At 66.3% G+C, this 15,158-nt stretch carries 15 protein-coding genes and 1 pseudogene; 7 read left to right on the top strand and 9 right to left on the bottom strand.

Features of this window, described 5'->3' with window-relative positions:
* Positions 1-111: 111 nt before the first annotated feature.
* Both msrB and VF167_08055 read right to left on the bottom strand, forming a co-directional pair.
* Positions 112-588: a peptide-methionine (R)-S-oxide reductase MsrB gene (gene msrB / locus VF167_08060; protein HEX6925369.1), complete on the bottom strand. Its 477-nt coding sequence runs from the start codon at positions 586-588 to the stop codon at positions 112-114.
* 211 nt (positions 589-799) lie between these two features.
* Positions 800-1,370, bottom strand: a pseudogene (locus VF167_08055) (DUF72 domain-containing protein).
* A gap of 558 nt (positions 1,371-1,928) precedes the next feature.
* On the opposite strand from VF167_08055, the gene VF167_08050 reads away from it, so the two are divergent.
* The 4 genes from VF167_08050 to VF167_08035 all read left to right on the top strand — a co-directional run bounded on the left by VF167_08050 (position 1,929) and on the right by VF167_08035 (position 4,456).
* Positions 1,929-2,639, top strand: coding sequence for a hypothetical protein (locus tag VF167_08050; protein HEX6925368.1), 711 nt, complete (start codon positions 1,929-1,931; stop codon positions 2,637-2,639).
* Positions 2,640-2,677: 38 nt separating this feature from the next.
* Complete coding sequence (locus VF167_08045) at positions 2,678-3,058, top strand: hypothetical protein (protein ID HEX6925367.1); 381 nt, start codon at positions 2,678-2,680, stop codon at positions 3,056-3,058.
* A gap of 98 nt (positions 3,059-3,156) precedes the next feature.
* On the top strand, positions 3,157-3,333 hold the full coding sequence (locus VF167_08040) for a hypothetical protein (protein HEX6925366.1): 177 nt from the start codon (positions 3,157-3,159) through the stop codon (positions 3,331-3,333).
* A 46-nt stretch (positions 3,334-3,379) separates the two neighbouring features.
* On the top strand, positions 3,380-4,456 hold the full coding sequence (locus VF167_08035) for a hypothetical protein (GenBank protein HEX6925365.1): 1,077 nt from the start codon (positions 3,380-3,382) through the stop codon (positions 4,454-4,456).
* 181 nt (positions 4,457-4,637) lie between these two features.
* Here VF167_08035 and VF167_08030 read toward each other — a convergent pair whose 3' ends face one another.
* Together VF167_08030 and VF167_08025 are read right to left on the bottom strand one after the other, a co-directional pair.
* Positions 4,638-5,687 (bottom strand): glycoside hydrolase family 43 protein, encoded by a 1,050-nt coding sequence (locus VF167_08030; GenBank protein ID HEX6925364.1) that lies wholly within the window; start codon positions 5,685-5,687, stop codon positions 4,638-4,640.
* 197 nt (positions 5,688-5,884) lie between these two features.
* Positions 5,885-6,157 (bottom strand): hypothetical protein, encoded by a 273-nt coding sequence (locus VF167_08025; GenBank protein HEX6925363.1) that lies wholly within the window; start codon positions 6,155-6,157, stop codon positions 5,885-5,887.
* A 79-nt stretch (positions 6,158-6,236) separates the two neighbouring features.
* Here VF167_08025 and VF167_08020 point away from each other — a divergent pair, with 79 nt between their 5' ends.
* Complete coding sequence (locus tag VF167_08020) at positions 6,237-6,755, top strand: hypothetical protein (protein HEX6925362.1); 519 nt, start codon at positions 6,237-6,239, stop codon at positions 6,753-6,755.
* Positions 6,756-6,785: 30 nt separating this feature from the next.
* On the opposite strand, the gene VF167_08015 is transcribed toward VF167_08020, so the two are convergent.
* A complete protein-coding gene (locus tag VF167_08015; protein ID HEX6925361.1) occupies positions 6,786-7,856 on the bottom strand; it encodes an NAD(P)-dependent alcohol dehydrogenase in 1,071 nt (356 codons plus the stop codon).
* A 1,038-nt stretch (positions 7,857-8,894) separates the two neighbouring features.
* Here VF167_08015 and VF167_08010 point away from each other — a divergent pair.
* A complete protein-coding gene (locus VF167_08010; GenBank protein HEX6925360.1) occupies positions 8,895-10,313 on the top strand; it encodes an NAD(P)/FAD-dependent oxidoreductase in 1,419 nt (472 codons plus the stop codon).
* 149 nt (positions 10,314-10,462) lie between these two features.
* Here VF167_08010 and VF167_08005 read toward each other — a convergent pair whose 3' ends face one another.
* From VF167_08005 to VF167_07990, 4 genes are all read right to left on the bottom strand, one after another.
* On the bottom strand, positions 10,463-11,854 hold the full coding sequence (locus tag VF167_08005; GenBank protein HEX6925359.1) for an amidohydrolase family protein: 1,392 nt from the start codon (positions 11,852-11,854) through the stop codon (positions 10,463-10,465).
* Between the two features lie 96 nt (positions 11,855-11,950).
* Positions 11,951-12,139: a hypothetical protein gene (locus tag VF167_08000; GenBank protein HEX6925358.1), complete on the bottom strand. Its 189-nt coding sequence runs from the start codon at positions 12,137-12,139 to the stop codon at positions 11,951-11,953.
* 44 nt (positions 12,140-12,183) lie between these two features.
* The gene (locus VF167_07995; GenBank protein ID HEX6925357.1) at positions 12,184-12,978 is read right to left on the bottom strand and encodes a hypothetical protein; all 795 of its coding nucleotides are present in this window, start codon (positions 12,976-12,978) and stop codon (positions 12,184-12,186) included.
* A 166-nt stretch (positions 12,979-13,144) separates the two neighbouring features.
* The gene (locus VF167_07990) at positions 13,145-14,143 is read right to left on the bottom strand and encodes a hypothetical protein (protein HEX6925356.1); all 999 of its coding nucleotides are present in this window, start codon (positions 14,141-14,143) and stop codon (positions 13,145-13,147) included.
* 253 nt (positions 14,144-14,396) lie between these two features.
* Here VF167_07990 and VF167_07985 point away from each other — a divergent pair.
* Positions 14,397-15,158, top strand: a 762-nt coding sequence (locus VF167_07985) for a von Willebrand factor type A domain-containing protein (protein ID HEX6925355.1), incomplete at its 3' end; no start/stop codon positions are given.

The raw sequence follows: 15,158 nt of genomic DNA, 5'->3' as shown, positions 1-15,158 counted from the left end.
CGGCAGGCGGACGGCTCGAGCGGATGCGCCGAAGCGGCGCGACCCGGGCGCCGTGGGCTCGTACGAGGTGGCAGCGCTGGCCACTGGCATCATGGCCGCTCTGAACGGCGACTACTTCGTACCCGTCGGACCGTCAGGGCTGCTGTCGCTCGTGAACAGAGAGAGGTATTCGGCGTAGCCCTCGCTCTCGAGTTGATCACGATGAATGAACCGGAGGGACGCCGAGTTCATGCAATAACGCATACCTCCCTTGTCCGCCGGTCCGTCCGGAAACAGATGGCCCAGATGGCTGTCGCCGTGCTTGGAGCGGACCTCGGTGCGGATCATTCCGTGGGACTGGTCGACCTTCTCGACCACGTTCGCCGGTTCCAGGGGCTTCGTGAAACTCGGCCAACCAGTGCCGCTGTCGAACTTGTCGACCGAGGCGAATAGCGGTTCGCCCGAGACCACGTCGACATAGATCCCCGGCTCCTTGTTGTCCCAGTATTCGTTCTGAAACGGTCGTTCCGTGCCGTCTTCCCGCGTGACCCGGTACTGTTCTGGCGTCAGCTGCGACAGTGCCTCGGGATTTTTGTTGTATGTCCTCATCTCGGGACCTCCTCTGGAGGAAGCTGCGAATTACGAGAGAAACTCAAGCTTTGCCTCGGCAGCACGTCCAGTGCCGATCAAACAGGCCAATGCACCCTCCTCACGCCCGACGCCGGTCCGTGCACCCGCGCCGGTGGTGATCGGTACCGTCGAGCGCCCATGCCGTGCCGCGGCCTGTCCGTGGGGACGACCGCCTTCCAGGGGAGCATCCTCACCGCTTCACGCCGCAGATCTCCAGAAATCTCGCCGCGAGCTTGGGGCCCGTACCCTCGTCTTCGTGCTTGAAGAAGACGTACGCTTCCGTCCACGGCTGCGCCTGGATCCGCTCGGCCCACGACTCCAGCTCGCCTTCTTCGTAGGCCTCCTTGCGCAGGCGGAGATAGCCGTAGCTGGCGGTTGCATGCAGCGGCGTCTCTTCCTCGTTGGTATTCGCCACGCAGAGCGCCACGTCGTGCGCCCGCAGCACTTCGAGCACCTCGTCATCCTCAAACCACGAAGGGTGCCGGAACTCGAAGGCGGCGCAGGTTCGGAGGGAGCTGAAAGAGCAGCGGACCCAGCCGATTGCCGAAGGAGGCCGCGGCCCGGAGCAGGTAATTCAGCGGATCCAACGCCTCGTCGCGCAGGCGGGCATAGTGGGTGATCCGCTGGGATGCCTTGAGCACGAAGGTGAAGCCCTCCGGTACGGCCTCGGCCCAGGCACGCAGCACGCTCTCCTTCGGCATGCGGTAAAAGGTGTTGTTGACCTCCACCGTGCTGAAACGGGCGGCATAGTACTCCAGCATGCCGTCTGTGGACATGTTCTCCGGATAGAAGCTCCCCTTCCACTCCTTGTACTGCCAGCCGCTCGTTCCGGCGAGTATCCGCATGAGATCCTTCCTAGTGACAGGGTGCCGCTCGCTTCCCGTAAGGTCGCCCGGTGCGGTCGGAGCGACAACCGGGCACCTGCGAGAGCCGGCTTCTTCCGAGCCTTCTCGGTGATCTGCTTCGCACACGTCCCGAGATTCCGCTCGTCAGATCCCCTCGGCGCGAAGCGAAGATCCTTCCTGAGGCGGGGTCTACCGTACCCATTACCGCCCGCCCGACTGCGCGATGTCGAGCAGACTGCGACCCGGCTGCCCGATGATACGCAGAGCCTGCTAGACCCGTCGGAGCTCCAGCAGAATCCGTCGTGCTTCAGGGCTAACCTCGCTGAGCGGCGTTGCTCGACCGCCAGGTGTGTCCCGATTCGCCTCGCGGGTCTTCCGACAACAAAGTTGCACTGCCCGAGTAACCGGCCAATAATTGTGATGGCGGCTGCGTAGTCCCTCCTGCTTGTTCCGTGACTCCCCGCTCCCACTCCCATGGCATCCCCTGCAAACCACCGCAACCATGTGCGCCTCGCGCTTCGCGCGGGGTGGATCGTCGCTGCCACGATCATCATCCGATCGTGGTCCGCTGTCGCCCAGGCGCAAGGGCAGACCGTCGAAGCCGAAGCCCCTCGAGAAGAGGAGGCCCTCCGCGCCACCTTGAGCACCTACTGGCAGGACTCCGAGGTGAGTCGGATATACGAATACTGGCTCCAGAACGTGCAGCCCGGAGCTACGATGCCGTCGATCGCGCCGGCGGGACCTGCGACCGCATGGAACACGAGCGTGCTCGCCACGCTGCTGCGCGAAGGAGAGGTCCCCGCAATCGAAGAGTTTCCCCCCGGCGGATTAACCTGGGGATCTACGGATCCGGCGTCGGAAGTCGCGGCCTTGGTGGCATCCAGGCTTTCGAGACTGGGAATCCCCACTCACAACCTGGTGCGAGACGACGCTCTGTACCTCGTGACGTGGTTCGTGCCGGAGGCTCGCCGCGCAGGAGAGAGGATCGAACGCCGCACCGCCTATCTACTTCGCATAGGACCTGGCAACAACAACGATCAGTGCACGGCGGTGTCTCTCTCGTGGATTCGCCAGCAGCGCGGCGTTCGCGAAACGCCGTGGAGCGTGTCCGCCGGTACGTCTGCCGCGCCTGCGCTCGCTCAAACCATAGCCGGGTGGTTTCCATCAGCCTCCGCCTGCTTATGATGCGGGCGATCGATCGGAGGACGGGACGAGTCATCCTGATGCTGTTCGTATTTTGCAGCTTCATCGGCTGCATCCTGTCCCTGTTCTACATTGGCCGCGGAGGTGCCATCAGCGGTCCCGTGATGCGTGATTCGCTCACCTCGGCGGTGACTATCTACATGCCGCTGTTGAGCGTCATGGCAGCCTTCCTGTTCGACAAGCGCGGCAGGAACAGTCAGGCCGACACAGAGCTCGAGACCCTCCTGTTCGCGGTGGCCCTGGTTGCGTGCTGGTGCCTGCCGGCCCCGCTCCTTCTGCTCCTAACGCACTATCCGGTCGAATACATTTTCGATCTGCTGCAACTGAAGGGTCTGGGAATAGCCCTGGAATCGCCAGCGGTGGCCGGGGTGGCGTATTACTTCAATGCCACCCGAAAATGAATTGATCCTCGTGCCGGCAGCCCATTCCCTCGGTGGAGGAGCCGCGCGCACCCGGAGGCAGATGCGCCGCCCGTTCCAGGTTTGACGGCCGGGCATGGGTGGCATTACGCCCGGGGGCATCCCTCGAATCGTTGGTCGAGCCGGAGCAGGCGCAGGATTTCATCGACGCCTTCCTTGCGCGATGGGGAGAGGCGCCGCAGGGTAAGCGGGCGACGACCGTACGATCCTGTGCCCCTTCGCCGGAGATGGAAGAGGGGCTGATGCCGAACCGGTGACGGCGGCTACTCGACCTGACCCACCACCCAACGCACGCTTCCCACCATGGACGATCATCGCTGGTCCCGTCGTGATTTCGTTCGCCGATCCGCCATCCTGGCGGGCACGTCCCTGATCGCTCCCGGTTTCCGCTTCTACGTCAACCGCTCCCGGCCGAAGCTCTCGGACCAGATCCTGGGGCACGGGGACTTCCGCTATCGGGCGGAGATCGGCTGGGGGGACCTCGATCCGGCACGGACGCCGGTCAACAACTGCCACGAGATGGTGATGGACTCGCGCGGGCGGCTGATCATGGTCACCGACGAGCCGCGCAACAACGTCATCGTCTACGATAAGGGAGGGAAGCTGCTCGAGCGCTGGGGAACGGAATTCCCCGGCGCGCACGGGCTGACGCTCTGGAACGCGGGCGGCGAGGAGTTCCTCTTCATCACCGATCCGCCGGGGGGCAAGGTGGCGAAGACCACGCTGGACGGGCGGATCCTGCTCACCATCGAGCACCCGAGCAGGATCGGCGAGTACGCTGAGGAAGACCGCTTCCAGCCGACCGAAACGGCGATCGGGCCGAACGGGGACATCTACGTCGCCGACGGCTACGGCTCGCACTGGATCCTCCAGTACGACCAGAACGGGGAGTTTATCCGCAAGTTTGGAGGGCGCGGCGACGCGGACGATCAGTTCCAGACCCCGCACGGAATCACGGTCGACTACCGGGATCCGAGCGGGCCGAGGCTGCTGATCACCTCACGGGCGCACAACTCCTTCAAGTACTTCACCCTCGACGGTCAGTATCTGTCGACCGTCTTCCTGCCCGGTGCGTACGTGTGCCGGCCCGTCATCGACGGTGAGAACGTCTACTCGGGTGTCTGCTGGTCGCGCCTTCGCTACCTCAACCAGACCCCCAACTCCGGCTTCGTCACCATCCTGGATGGGAAGAATCGGGTGGTCTCCAACCCCGCGGGCACGGCGCCTGAGTACCGCGACGGCGAGCTGCAGCTGATGGTGCAGGAGGTGCCCATCTTCAAGCACTGCCACGACGTCTGCGTCGACGACGAGAAGAACCTCTACGTCTGCCAGTGGAACGCGGACAAAACGTATCCGATCAAGCTACATCGCGTCGCCTGAGGAATTACGAATTGCGAATTACGAATTACGGGGTTTGTCATCCTGAGCGGAGCCCGCCGGGGCGGAGTGAAGGATCGCGGTCAGGCACTGGACCTGCGGGCGATGCTTCGCTTGGTCAGGATGACAGGGTCGGTCATGAAATTCGTAATTCGTAATTCGTAATTTCCCAACCCCATTCAGCCTACGCCTCTGGAGTGAACCTGCGCACGATGCGCAGCGTCTCCCCGGTGTCTTCCACCTCGAAGAAGTGGATGCGCTGGTTCGGGCCGGAGTTGGGCGAGTGCAGCGTCATCATCAGCTTGCCGTTGAAAGTGCGGAAGAGCATCGCGTGGCCGCCGTCGTCTTCGTAGATCGGTTCGGGTTGCTGGACCCACGGGCCCTCGAGCTTGCCCGATTCGGAGACCGCAAGGCCTACGGTATAGCCTCCCTCACCATACGCCGACCAGAGCATGAAGAGCTTGCCCGAGCGGCTGCGATAGAGCCAGGGGGCGTCGGTCACCCAGGCGCGGTGCGGCGGGTCATTGCGCGCCCAGGGCGCGGCGCTGCCGCGGAAGAGCACCTTCGGCTCACCCACGATGCCAGACAGGTCGGGCTTCAACTGGACCATGGAGACCGCCCCGTCGACGATCTGCACCCACTCGTGGCAGAAGACCATGTAGGGAACCCCATCCTCCACCCACAGCGTCCCGTCCAGCGTCATCATGTCCGCCGGCAGGGTGGACTCGTTAGAGAAGGCGCGGAACGGGCCCAGCGGATTGTCACTGATGAGGATCTGCGTGCCTCGCCGGACTCGAGGTGGCCAGGTGAACCACCCGTCCCACTGCTCGGGTAGCTCCCAGGTCGAGTCGAAGGTGAGGAAGAGGTAGTACTTGCCGTTGTATTTGTGCATCTCCGGCGCCCAGACGCTGCGGATCTGCACCTCCTCTCCCCACATCTCCTCGGGCACGCGGTAGATGATGTGCGGCCCCTCCCAGTTCACCAGGTCCTTACTGGTATAGGCGCGAACTCCTCCCCCGGGTACGCGGGCCGAGGCGACGATGTAATACGTTCCCGTCGCCGGGTCCGGGAGGACGGCGGCGTCGCGCATCATCACGTCGGCAAGGCGTACGGTGGAGTCCGACGCCAGTGCGGAGGCGGCCGCGGGCAGGGCAGTGGCAAGGGCGGCCAGCGCGATTGCGAGCGCCAGCAAGGTGAGGCGCCGCCCGCTCATGCGAATGCTGTCGAGGTGCATGACGAGTCGAGATCTGACGGGAGATGGGCACGCAACACGAGGTGATCGCAATGTAGGTCGCGCCCGCAGAACGGCAATCCGATGCCGCGCATCCGGATCATCATTTGGAGCCCACCATTCAAAGGTGGACGGGCGACGGCCGTTCGGATTCTGCGCGAGGCGGCCCGCGATAGGAGCGGGAAAAGCGGCGTGAGGCCTCAGCGTTCGCGGCCGATGGGATCGCCGATGATGAGTCCCCGGGTACCGTCGGGCCGACGGCGCAGGATCTCGATCGCCTTCTGCTCGATCGGGATCGACCGCCCGTCCTCACCCAGTGATGAGCCGTCGAAGTTGGTGTACAACATCGCGGTGTCGTCCGTAGCGACGACCTGGACGACCTGGCCGCGCATGTGTGTCTTCGCCTCGATCAACCCGGCCACCACCCCGCCTGCAGCCGTCCGCTGCGCCTGTACTGCCGACCCGGGGTCCATCGCCACAGGGCGTTGATGCCAGGCAGAGCTCGCCGCGTCGATCTTCCGTCAGCTGTCCCCCCCTTCCAGGAAGGAATCATTGAGGCCCTCCCTCATCCTTCTGGTGCTGTTGAGCTCGGCGACTCCCCTCGCGGCGCAACAGCAGGACGACGCACTGGATGCTCTCCTGGAGCCTGGTGTTCGCGTGAGAATCACCATTCCGCAGTTGTCCCGCTGGACCGGTCGCCTGCACTCGGTCGATTCCGAGTCTCTGACGCTCCTGGACGACGAGGGCCGACCCGGAGAGACCATTCAATGGAGTGAAACCGAGCAGGTGGAGGTCAGCCGCGGCCATCAGCGCGTCCTCTGGACGGTGGGTGGCGTCGTGCTCGGGGCCTTTGCGGGCGTCATCTACACCAGCGCCACTGCGCGCGAGAGCGACCCGGCCGACATCGGTGGTTGGATGACGGCCGCCGAAGGAGTCCACTACACGTGCGGGAACCTGCTTTGTGACCATCAAGCTGCGGCAGCGATGTCGCGCTTGCCCTGGGGATATTGCTGCCCGCGGTCGTCCTGTAAGGAACACCCCGATGTCGCGCAGCCGGCATCGGGGTGTTGATCCGGTTGGCATTGAGCCGGTGCGAGGCGCTCAAACCGGAAGCGGCACTGGTTCCGCGCCCATCCGCATCTGCTGGCAGTCGATCACGAAACGGTATTTCACGTCTCCGCTCAGCACTCGCTCGAAGGCATCGTTGATATCGGTGGGTGCGATCGGCTCGATCTCGGAGACGATGCCGCGCGCTCCGCAGAAATCGAGCATCTCCTGCGTTTCCGGAACGCCGCCCACCAGTGAGCCGATCACCCCACGCCGACCGAAGACCAGCGGGACGGTTGCCAGGCTCAGCGGTGTGGGAGCAGCGCCCAGCATCACCAGCGTGCCGCCTGGCTTGAGACAGGCAAGCGCGGAACCGAGGTCATGCCCGACGGCCAGCGTATCGATGATGTAGCGGAAACGACCCGCGTGTCGGGCCAGGGAGTCGGCTTCGCGAGTGTCGACGAAGTCGTGAGCGCCGAGTCTGGCCGCGTCCGTCGCCTTCTCCAGCGAGCGGCTCAGTACGGTCACCTCCGCACCCATAGCGGCGGCGAACTGAACTGCCATGTGACCAAGTCCACCCAGTCCCAGGATCGCGATCGAGTCGCCTTCCCCCACCTGTAGGTGTCGTAGCGGCGAATAGGTGGTGATCCCGGCACAGAGCAGGGGAGCGGCGGCTGCGGCATCCAGGCCCGGTGGGATGCGGAAGACGAAGTGTTCGTCCACCACGATGTCGGTCGAGTACCCGCCCATGGTCACCGAGCCGTCCGAATCGATCCAGGAATAGGTGTAGAGCACGCCAGCCTCGCAGTGGTTCTCCTTCCCCTGTCGACAGCTCTCGCAGGTTCCGCAGGAATCGACGAAGCAGCCGACACCCACGAGGTCTCCTACCTGGTGCTTCTTCACCTCCGGACCGACCGCAGTGACGCGGCCAACGATCTCGTGGCCGGGAACGCACGGGTACTGCGTGAACCCCCAATCATTCCGGGCGAAGTGGATGTCCGTGTGACAGACACCGCAGTGGTCGATCTCGATCTGCACGTCGCGAGGGCGCAGGGCGCGGCGCTCGAACTCGAAGGGCTCGAGCCGAGCGTCAGGAGCGCGGGTGGCGTAGCCGTGGGTGGTCACGTGGACTCCGATGGTTCGAGGAGAACGCGGGGGACGAGCGTCTCTGCATGCGGCGGCCGGAGCGGCCGGGTGGCTACGCTCGTCGGGGTCCGTTCCTGCCGGTCGGGCACTGGCTTCGGTGTCTATGCGGCCGGCAGGTGCCGCGTAGAACGGAGAACGCTTCGGGAGTCGACGAGGCGGCGCGGGTAGGCGGAAGCGCCGGTGGAGGGTGGAACGGGAGTCGGGCAGCCGCACGGCAGTGCGGAGTCGCTTGGTGGGAGCGACGGAGAGACTGCGGAGGAATATACCTCCCGAAACACGCGGCACAAGGAAATTCGAGACGGCTCCCGAGTGCCCGCTAGCCGGGCAGCGTCGCGGGATCCGAAATCGCAAACACCTGCAACCATGACACATCTGATCTCCTCTTTGGACTTCGCAATTCTAGCTCCCGTACCGCTGGTTCATTTGGAGTCAGCGCTACCTACTGTTAATGCACAGGGACAGGTAGCCTTTGGTGCCGCGGGGGTGAGATTTTTCGAGGGAGTTGAGTCTCTTCGCGGTGGAGAGCCCGTGCCCTTACTCATTTACGCCACCCATACGAAAGGTAACCGTCCCGGGCTGTCCGTAACGTGGCGTGGCTGGTATGTGGGTTTTGTGGAGTCGCGCGGCGGCCGGTACCCTGGAGCGCAGGCCATGCGCCCCGTGCCGGACTGCGATGCGCGGTCGCTGAACGCGACCCGCGCTGCAGTTGAAAGGAGGTGAGCTTCCGGTCCTCGCTCGGCTCCTTGCCACTTGCGGACGCGCTCGCCCTGCCCAACGATGGGTACGCTCGGATGCGGCTCGAATATCGGGCCAAACCCGTCCCGTCACAGACGGACTCGATCGGCCGTCTTGTTCCTGGACGGCAACAGGGAGGGGAAGGGGGATTGCTCCCGAACCGCGGCTTGTCGCTCAGGTATTGTTCGTGGATCTGGAACGTGCCTGTCCGGTGGTGGGAGCTTTTCGCCGGGAGGTGTGGCGCCGCCCATTTCTCACTGACTTCTGGCTGAGAGGCGAGCCATGCCCATATCTACAGGCGTATCCAGGTCCTCAGGCAATCCCACCCGCGTCCTCATCTTGGGCGGCGGAGTCGGCGGCTTGGCGGCGGCCATCCACCTCGAGCGGCTCTTCGGCTCGACCGCGGAGATCACACTGGTCAGCCGCGACAACTTCTTCCTCCTCACCCCGCTCCTCTTCGAGGCCTGCTCGGGGGTGCTCGATTTCCGCCACTGCGCGCAGCCGATCCGCCCCTGCCTGCGCCGCACGCGCTTCATCGAGGCCACGGTGGATGCGGTCGATCCGGAGCGGCGGACGGTCCGCGCGGTGGCCGCCGAGGGCGGGGTGCACGAGCTGTCGTACGATCACCTGGTCGTGGCCCTCGGCGCCACCACCAACCTCCAACTCATCCCCGGTTCGGAGCACGCCCGGACGTTCAAAACCGTCGCCGACGCGCTCCTGCTCCGCAACCATCTCATCGAGCGCTTCGAGCGGGCGGACATCGAGACCGATCCGCAGCGGCGACGGGAGCAGCTCACCGTGGTGATCATCGGCGGGGGGCTGGTCGGCACCGAGCTGCTCGGCGAACTGACCGCCTTCGCGGCCGACATCCTCCGCTATTATCCGGGGATCCGGCGCGAGGAGCTCAGCTTCCACCTGTTCGAGGCGGGAGAGCGGCTGCTCCCCGAGGCGACGCCCCACATTGCGGGGTACGCGCAGCGGCTGCTCGAGAGGCGCGGCGCGCAGCTTCACCTCTCCACCCCGGTGGAGGCGATCGAACCGGGAGGCGTAAGGGCGGAGGGCAACTTCATTGCGGCGGACACGGTGGTGCTCGCCGCCGGCATCGTCCCCAGTCCCGCCAGCGCGGCGATCGAAGTCGAGCGCGACCGGCGGAGGCGGATCGTGACGGACCCGACGATGCGCAGCGTGAGCCACCCCAATGTCTGGGCGATCGGCGACTGCGCGTCGATCCCGGATCCGGAGGGTCAGCGCTATCCTCCCCTCGCCCAGCACGCGGTCCGGCAGGCGAGGGCGGTGGCCCGGAACGTCCACGCGGCGGCAATCGGCGGCACGCCGACCCCGTTCACGTACCGATCGCTCGGCACCATGGCGGCCTTCGGACACACCCGCGCGGCCGCCGACGTCCGGGGGCTTCACCTCACCGGCTTCCCCGCGTGGTGGCTGCGCCGCACCTATTACCTCTTCCAGATGCCCCGCTGGGAGACGCGAATCCGCATCGCCCTCGACTGGACGGTCGCGCTCTTCTTCCGGCCCGACCTCACCAAGGTCGATCTGGCACCGGAATACGACCAGGAGGTACGCAACTGCCCGGCGGGCGTGCTGCCGTCGGCCGCGGCCGCGGGACCCGAACATTCCCCCCGGACCGTCGCGACTGGTCCTGGAATGATCAAACCACGTCACGATCCGTCGCTGCGGAGCTGAGACGGTAGCTACGGCGAAACCACGGAGGTCGCGGAGGCGACCACGCACCGATCCCCCATGCGAGGCAGGTTCAGCGCTTCGGCATCGATTGGATGCCGTGCCGGGTCGGGTTCGTAGCAGAGGGTGTCTCGAGTACTGAATCGGGGCCTCTACCGGGGTGGCGGTTCCGCGCCCACGGGCGTTTCCCACGCGCCTTCACGGCGGTAGACGCGACCTCCCCGCACAACGAGCTCGATCGTCTGCGTGTTGCGGATGTCTTCGCTGGGATCGGCGCGGAGCACCACCAGGTCCGCGAGCATGCCGGGCGCGACGCGGCCGAGCGAGTCCTGGGCGCCCAGCGCCCTCGCGGCATTCACCGTGGCGGCGCGCAACGCCTCGAGCGGCGTCATTCCTACCTGGCGCACCAGCAATTGCAGCTCTGAATGGAGGTTCGGCGTCTCGGCGCCGATTGCGTCCGTCCCCGCCACGATGGGCACGCCCGCGGCGTGCGCCGTCCGGGCCGCCCGCACCGCCCAGAAGGGCAGCGTGTCCAGCGCGGCAGCATCCGTCCCGGGCGGGGCGTTCATCTGCATGACCAGCAGGGTCGGCTCGAAGAGTGTTCCTCGCCGCACCATGTCCTGGAAGAGCTGCCTGAGCTGCGTCGCCACTTCCGGATCCACGGCTCGCAGTAGCTCGCTGCGATCCTCCCGGCTCCAGAGGTCTACACTCCGGGGAGCCCCCGTCCAGACCAGCTGATCGGCGTGGCTGAGGACGTCCACCCCTACCGCGACCAGCTGCTCGGGCCGGGCAGGGGGCACCACCACGTGTGCCCATACCCGAAGTCCTGCCCGGTGCGCAGCGGTGGTGAGCGCGGCAACTCGCGCAGGTGGGAGGTCAGCGTAGACCTTCACCCCTGTCGCCCCGAGCTGCCGCGCTTCCTCCACGATCGCGGCGATCCCGGAATCATCCTCCAGGAGGCGAACTCCGGGCGCCTGGCCAGGGGGATCGTCCCCGGACCAGTAACGCAGGCGAGTCGTATCGTAGGTGGCGAACCAGCGCGGACCGGCGACGACGGCCGAGAAGTAGATGCGCGGGGAGGCCGCGGTGTCCTCGGCGGCGCGCCGCGCGTGACGTGCGACCTCGCGCGTGTTTCCGCCCATGTCCCGCACGGTCGTCACGCCTCCCTCCAGGGTGCGACGCAGCAGTACCGGGAGGATGTTGCCACGGTCGAAGGTGGCGAGGTGCACGTGCGAGTCGATCAGGCCGGGTATGACGAAGCGACCCTCCACCGGCAGTCGGGTCGCTCCGGGCGGAATCGCATCATCCGAGACTGAGGCAGGGAGAATCTCGGTGATCAGACCATCCCGCACGAGGATGGTGACGTCGCGCTGGACCGGATCGCCCGTGCCGTCGATCAGGTGGACGTGCGGGAGGACGAGGATCGACTCGTCTGCCGCCTGGTTCGCGGAAGATCGAGTGCAGCCAGCGATCGCCGCAAGGAGCAGCGCGGGGACCACCGCCTCTGCCCGGGAGGATACAGCCGCAAGGCGCACACGCCTCATCGCTGGGACAGCTCGGGTGGGGAATGCCTGCCCGGGCTCGGCGCTCGAACGTCAGTCCATCCTGGTGGGGTGGTGCACGCCTGGTCGCAGGTCTCCTCAGAACGAGAGGCCCAGCGATAGCGGGACAAACCTCCCCGGCTCGTAGGCGCCGTCGTCGATCATTTGGTAGCGGATCTCGGCGAAGGTGTTCACTGCGTGCACCCTCACCGCCACGCCGAAGCCACCGATGGCGTAGGTCCCCTGATGGTTGCGAGTGGAATCGTAGCCGTACGCCACTCCGCCCACGTTGCACGGATACGCTGGACCGCAGGCGGATCTCACCGCGCCGCTCACGCGGCTCCGGGAATACCCAGGCCAAAGGTGAAGTAGGGCTGGACACGGTCGCCGAGGGACCAGAGGTTCTCGACCACCGTGAGCCCTAAGTTGTAGCGACGGATCGCTTCGTGGCTGGCGATCGCTCCGAGCTCTTCGGAGCGGGCGACAGGACCGCTCTCCAGCGTCGAACGCTCGAACGAGGCCTCGGCACGCAGATGAGTGTTGTCGCCCAGGCGCGTGAGCGCCGCGCTGACCCGGGCCCCGCCACCCGTTCCTTCACCCGCGAGGCCGCCTACCACGCCCCAACGTCCGGCGATTGCCAGGGCGGGGAAGCGGAGCCTATCCGCCGCGTCGCCGGCGGGTCGGTGCGGCAATGGCAGCGCGGACCAGCGCTCCTCGCGGATGATCGCGCCCAGCGCGAACCCCGCGACTCCACCCAAGCCGGCGCCCCAGCCAGCATGTTTGCCCAATTCACCGCCGTCGGCTCCTTCCCCCAGCGCCAGCTGCGAGCCCGGGAGGCCGGCGCCGATGACGGCGGCGTTCAGCGCGCTCCTCCAGGCCGAAGGCGTGCCGCGGCTCACCTCGAGACTCCGCAGCGCGCTGATCGGTAGCGTCGTCGCAGTGGCGTCCGCGTGGATCCGCAGCGTCAGCGAGTCGTCGGTGGCCGAGACGAACTCCCCGGTCAGCTGCTCCTTCGAATCGAGCTGGAGGCGGACCCGGTCGCCCGGTTCGAGAGAGGAGATCTGTGCCGCGGTGTGGGTGGTGCAGAGCAGAACGAGCAGCGAGGTGATGCGCGCGGTGATCCGCATGGCGGGACTCCTCGAAGGTGGGAAAGGAGGGGCCAAGCCGCTGGCGAGGAATGTAGATCGCATTATAGGTGCGGCGCCCGTGCGCCGCAAATGTCAGGACGATTGTGGAGCATCACGCCGACGGCGTGATGCTCCACTCCAACGCGAGCAGTAACCGCCCGCGATTCTATTGCGCCTTCTCCACCCGCACCACGTAGTCCGGGGCCGGGTCCGCAAACCCGGCCGTCACCGCGTACAGCGCCTCGCCCGCGTCGGCGATCGTCGTCGGGACTTTGGTGGACGGATTGGAGGCGAACGGCTCGGTGATGCGGTTGGTGATCGTGCCCGTCAGGTAGTCGGAACCCAACTCCACGACGGCGACCTGGTTCAGGAAGTTCTGCACGGCGTAGAGCGTGTTGCCGTCGAGGAGAAGCCCGTCGGCGGAGCAGACGTCGCCCCCGGTGAGCGTGATCTGCCGGACCTCTCCCGATTCGGTGTCGAAGCGGTAGAGCTGCCCCTCGCTCATGTGGATGAGGATGAGGTAGCGCCCGTCGGGCGTCGCGGCGATCCCGTTACCGCCCAGGGGAGGCACACCCTCACACGAGCCCGCCTCGCCGAAATTCGCCGGCAACTCCAGCGTGGTGATCTCTCCCGGCTGTCCGTTCGCGTCCAGCGCGACGCGGTAGAGGGCCGGCTCCTCCGAATCGGTAAAGTAAGCCGCGTCGTCGGTCACCTCCACGTCGTTGATCATCGATCCACCCAGGTCGAGCGTCGCGACCTCGTCGCCGCTCTGCGCATCGAAGACGGCGCCTCCGCCCGAATCGCCGCCGGCGACGAAGATGCGGTTGGAGCCGGCGTGGTAAGCGATGCCCAGCGCCGGAACTCCCCGGGCCGGTACCAGCTGCTCGTATTCCCCGGTGGATAGGTCGCCGCGCAGGATCTGTCCGGCGTTCGGTGGGGTCATCGCCCCGACGAAGAAGGTATTGCCATTACCAATCGCGATTCCCTCCGGACCGAAGTCCGCCGGAAGCTCGATCAGCGCCTGCAGCCCGGCGCTATCGGCGCCGGCCTCGGCAGTCGTCGTGGCGAGGGTGTCCGCGCTGTCGGATGGTGGCGCCGCATCCCCACCGCACGCCACCAGAGGGAGGAGGCTCAGAGCGAAGATTCCCCGCGTCATTCGAGGCATGGTCGGTCTCCAGTTTCCAAGCGCCAGAGTTGGGAAGCGCCGCCAGGGGCGCTCATTGGCTGATCCAGTCTCGGGCTGAGGCCAGAACAAAGCAAGGAAGTTGGATCTCAGGGAACCACGGAGGGCGCTGAGGAAAGGGCGGAGGCCATAGGCGAGTTGTGGATGTGTGATTGCCGCCGCCAAAGCCGTCATAAGGATCGGTTCCGCCGGCAGGGCCCACCGGCAAGACAAACGCGCATCCCGCGACACTCCCATGCGAAACGCTCTCATCGCAGGCGCCGCGCTCGCCCTGGCGCTCATTCCGGGCGCGTACGCTGTCCCCACAGCGATGCCCCCAGAGGAGCGGGCGGCAGACATCACCTTCTCCGGCCGGGTGCTCGACGGCGAGTCGGGAGACCCGATCCCGAACGTCACCGTCACGCTGCGCGGTACATCGCACGGCACGGTCAGCGATCGCGGCGGGATGTACCTCCTGATGGTCCCCCGGACGGAGCTCGCCAGCGCGGAGGCAGTTCTGGAGGCCAGCCACCGGGGTTATGAACGGGCGGAGGTGCCGGTTTCCGTAGTCGGCGATTCGGTTCGCCGCGACATTCCACTGCGACCCGCGAGGGTCGAGCTCGAGCCCGTAACCGCAGCGCAGGCTGCCGGCGCGGACGGCGGCATGTCGATCGTCAGCGCGCCGCCACCGATGGCGGCGCCCGCGGAGCGAGCCGCTTTCTCCCAGTTCGGCCTGCATCCGCGGCATCCCGCCTGGAACACCGAGCAGTACGCCTACATGGAGGAGAGCGGCTTCCTCGCCGCAGAGACCAACCCGCTCTCCACCTTCTCCATCGACGTCGACCGCGCATCGTACGCCAACGTGCGGCGGTTCATCCTGGAGGGGCAGCTGCCCCCGCGCGACGCCGTGCGCGTCGAGGAGATGATCAACTACTTCCCCTACGACTACCCTGCCCCCTCGACAGGGAGCGAGCACCCCTTCACCGTCACCACTTCGGTGGCCCCGGCCCCGTGGCGA

The sequence above is a fragment of the Longimicrobiaceae bacterium genome (assembly GCA_036375715.1).
GTDB lineage: Bacteria > Gemmatimonadota > Gemmatimonadetes > Longimicrobiales > Longimicrobiaceae > DASVBS01.
This window is presented reverse-complemented; position numbering and strand designations above follow the sequence as displayed.

What these genes read in the sequence shown, in the direction of transcription:
- msrB (HEX6925369.1), bottom strand. Translation starts at nt 588, where the DNA reads ATGAGGACATACAACAAAAATCCCGAGGCACTGTCGCAGCTGACGCCA.
- VF167_08050 (HEX6925368.1), top strand. Translation starts at nt 1,929, where the DNA reads ATGGCATCCCCTGCAAACCACCGCAACCATGTGCGCCTCGCGCTTCGC.
- VF167_08045 (HEX6925367.1), top strand. Translation starts at nt 2,678, where the DNA reads ATGCTGTTCGTATTTTGCAGCTTCATCGGCTGCATCCTGTCCCTGTTC.
- VF167_08035 (HEX6925365.1), top strand. Translation starts at nt 3,380, where the DNA reads ATGGACGATCATCGCTGGTCCCGTCGTGATTTCGTTCGCCGATCCGCC.
- VF167_08030 (HEX6925364.1), bottom strand. Translation starts at nt 5,687, where the DNA reads ATGCACCTCGACAGCATTCGCATGAGCGGGCGGCGCCTCACCTTGCTG.
- VF167_08025 (HEX6925363.1), bottom strand. Translation starts at nt 6,157, where the DNA reads ATGGACCCCGGGTCGGCAGTACAGGCGCAGCGGACGGCTGCAGGCGGG.
- VF167_08010 (HEX6925360.1), top strand. Translation starts at nt 8,895, where the DNA reads ATGCCCATATCTACAGGCGTATCCAGGTCCTCAGGCAATCCCACCCGC.
- VF167_08005 (HEX6925359.1), bottom strand. Translation starts at nt 11,854, where the DNA reads ATGAGGCGTGTGCGCCTTGCGGCTGTATCCTCCCGGGCAGAGGCGGTG.
- VF167_07995 (HEX6925357.1), bottom strand. Translation starts at nt 12,978, where the DNA reads ATGCGGATCACCGCGCGCATCACCTCGCTGCTCGTTCTGCTCTGCACC.
- VF167_07990 (HEX6925356.1), bottom strand. Translation starts at nt 14,143, where the DNA reads ATGCCTCGAATGACGCGGGGAATCTTCGCTCTGAGCCTCCTCCCTCTG.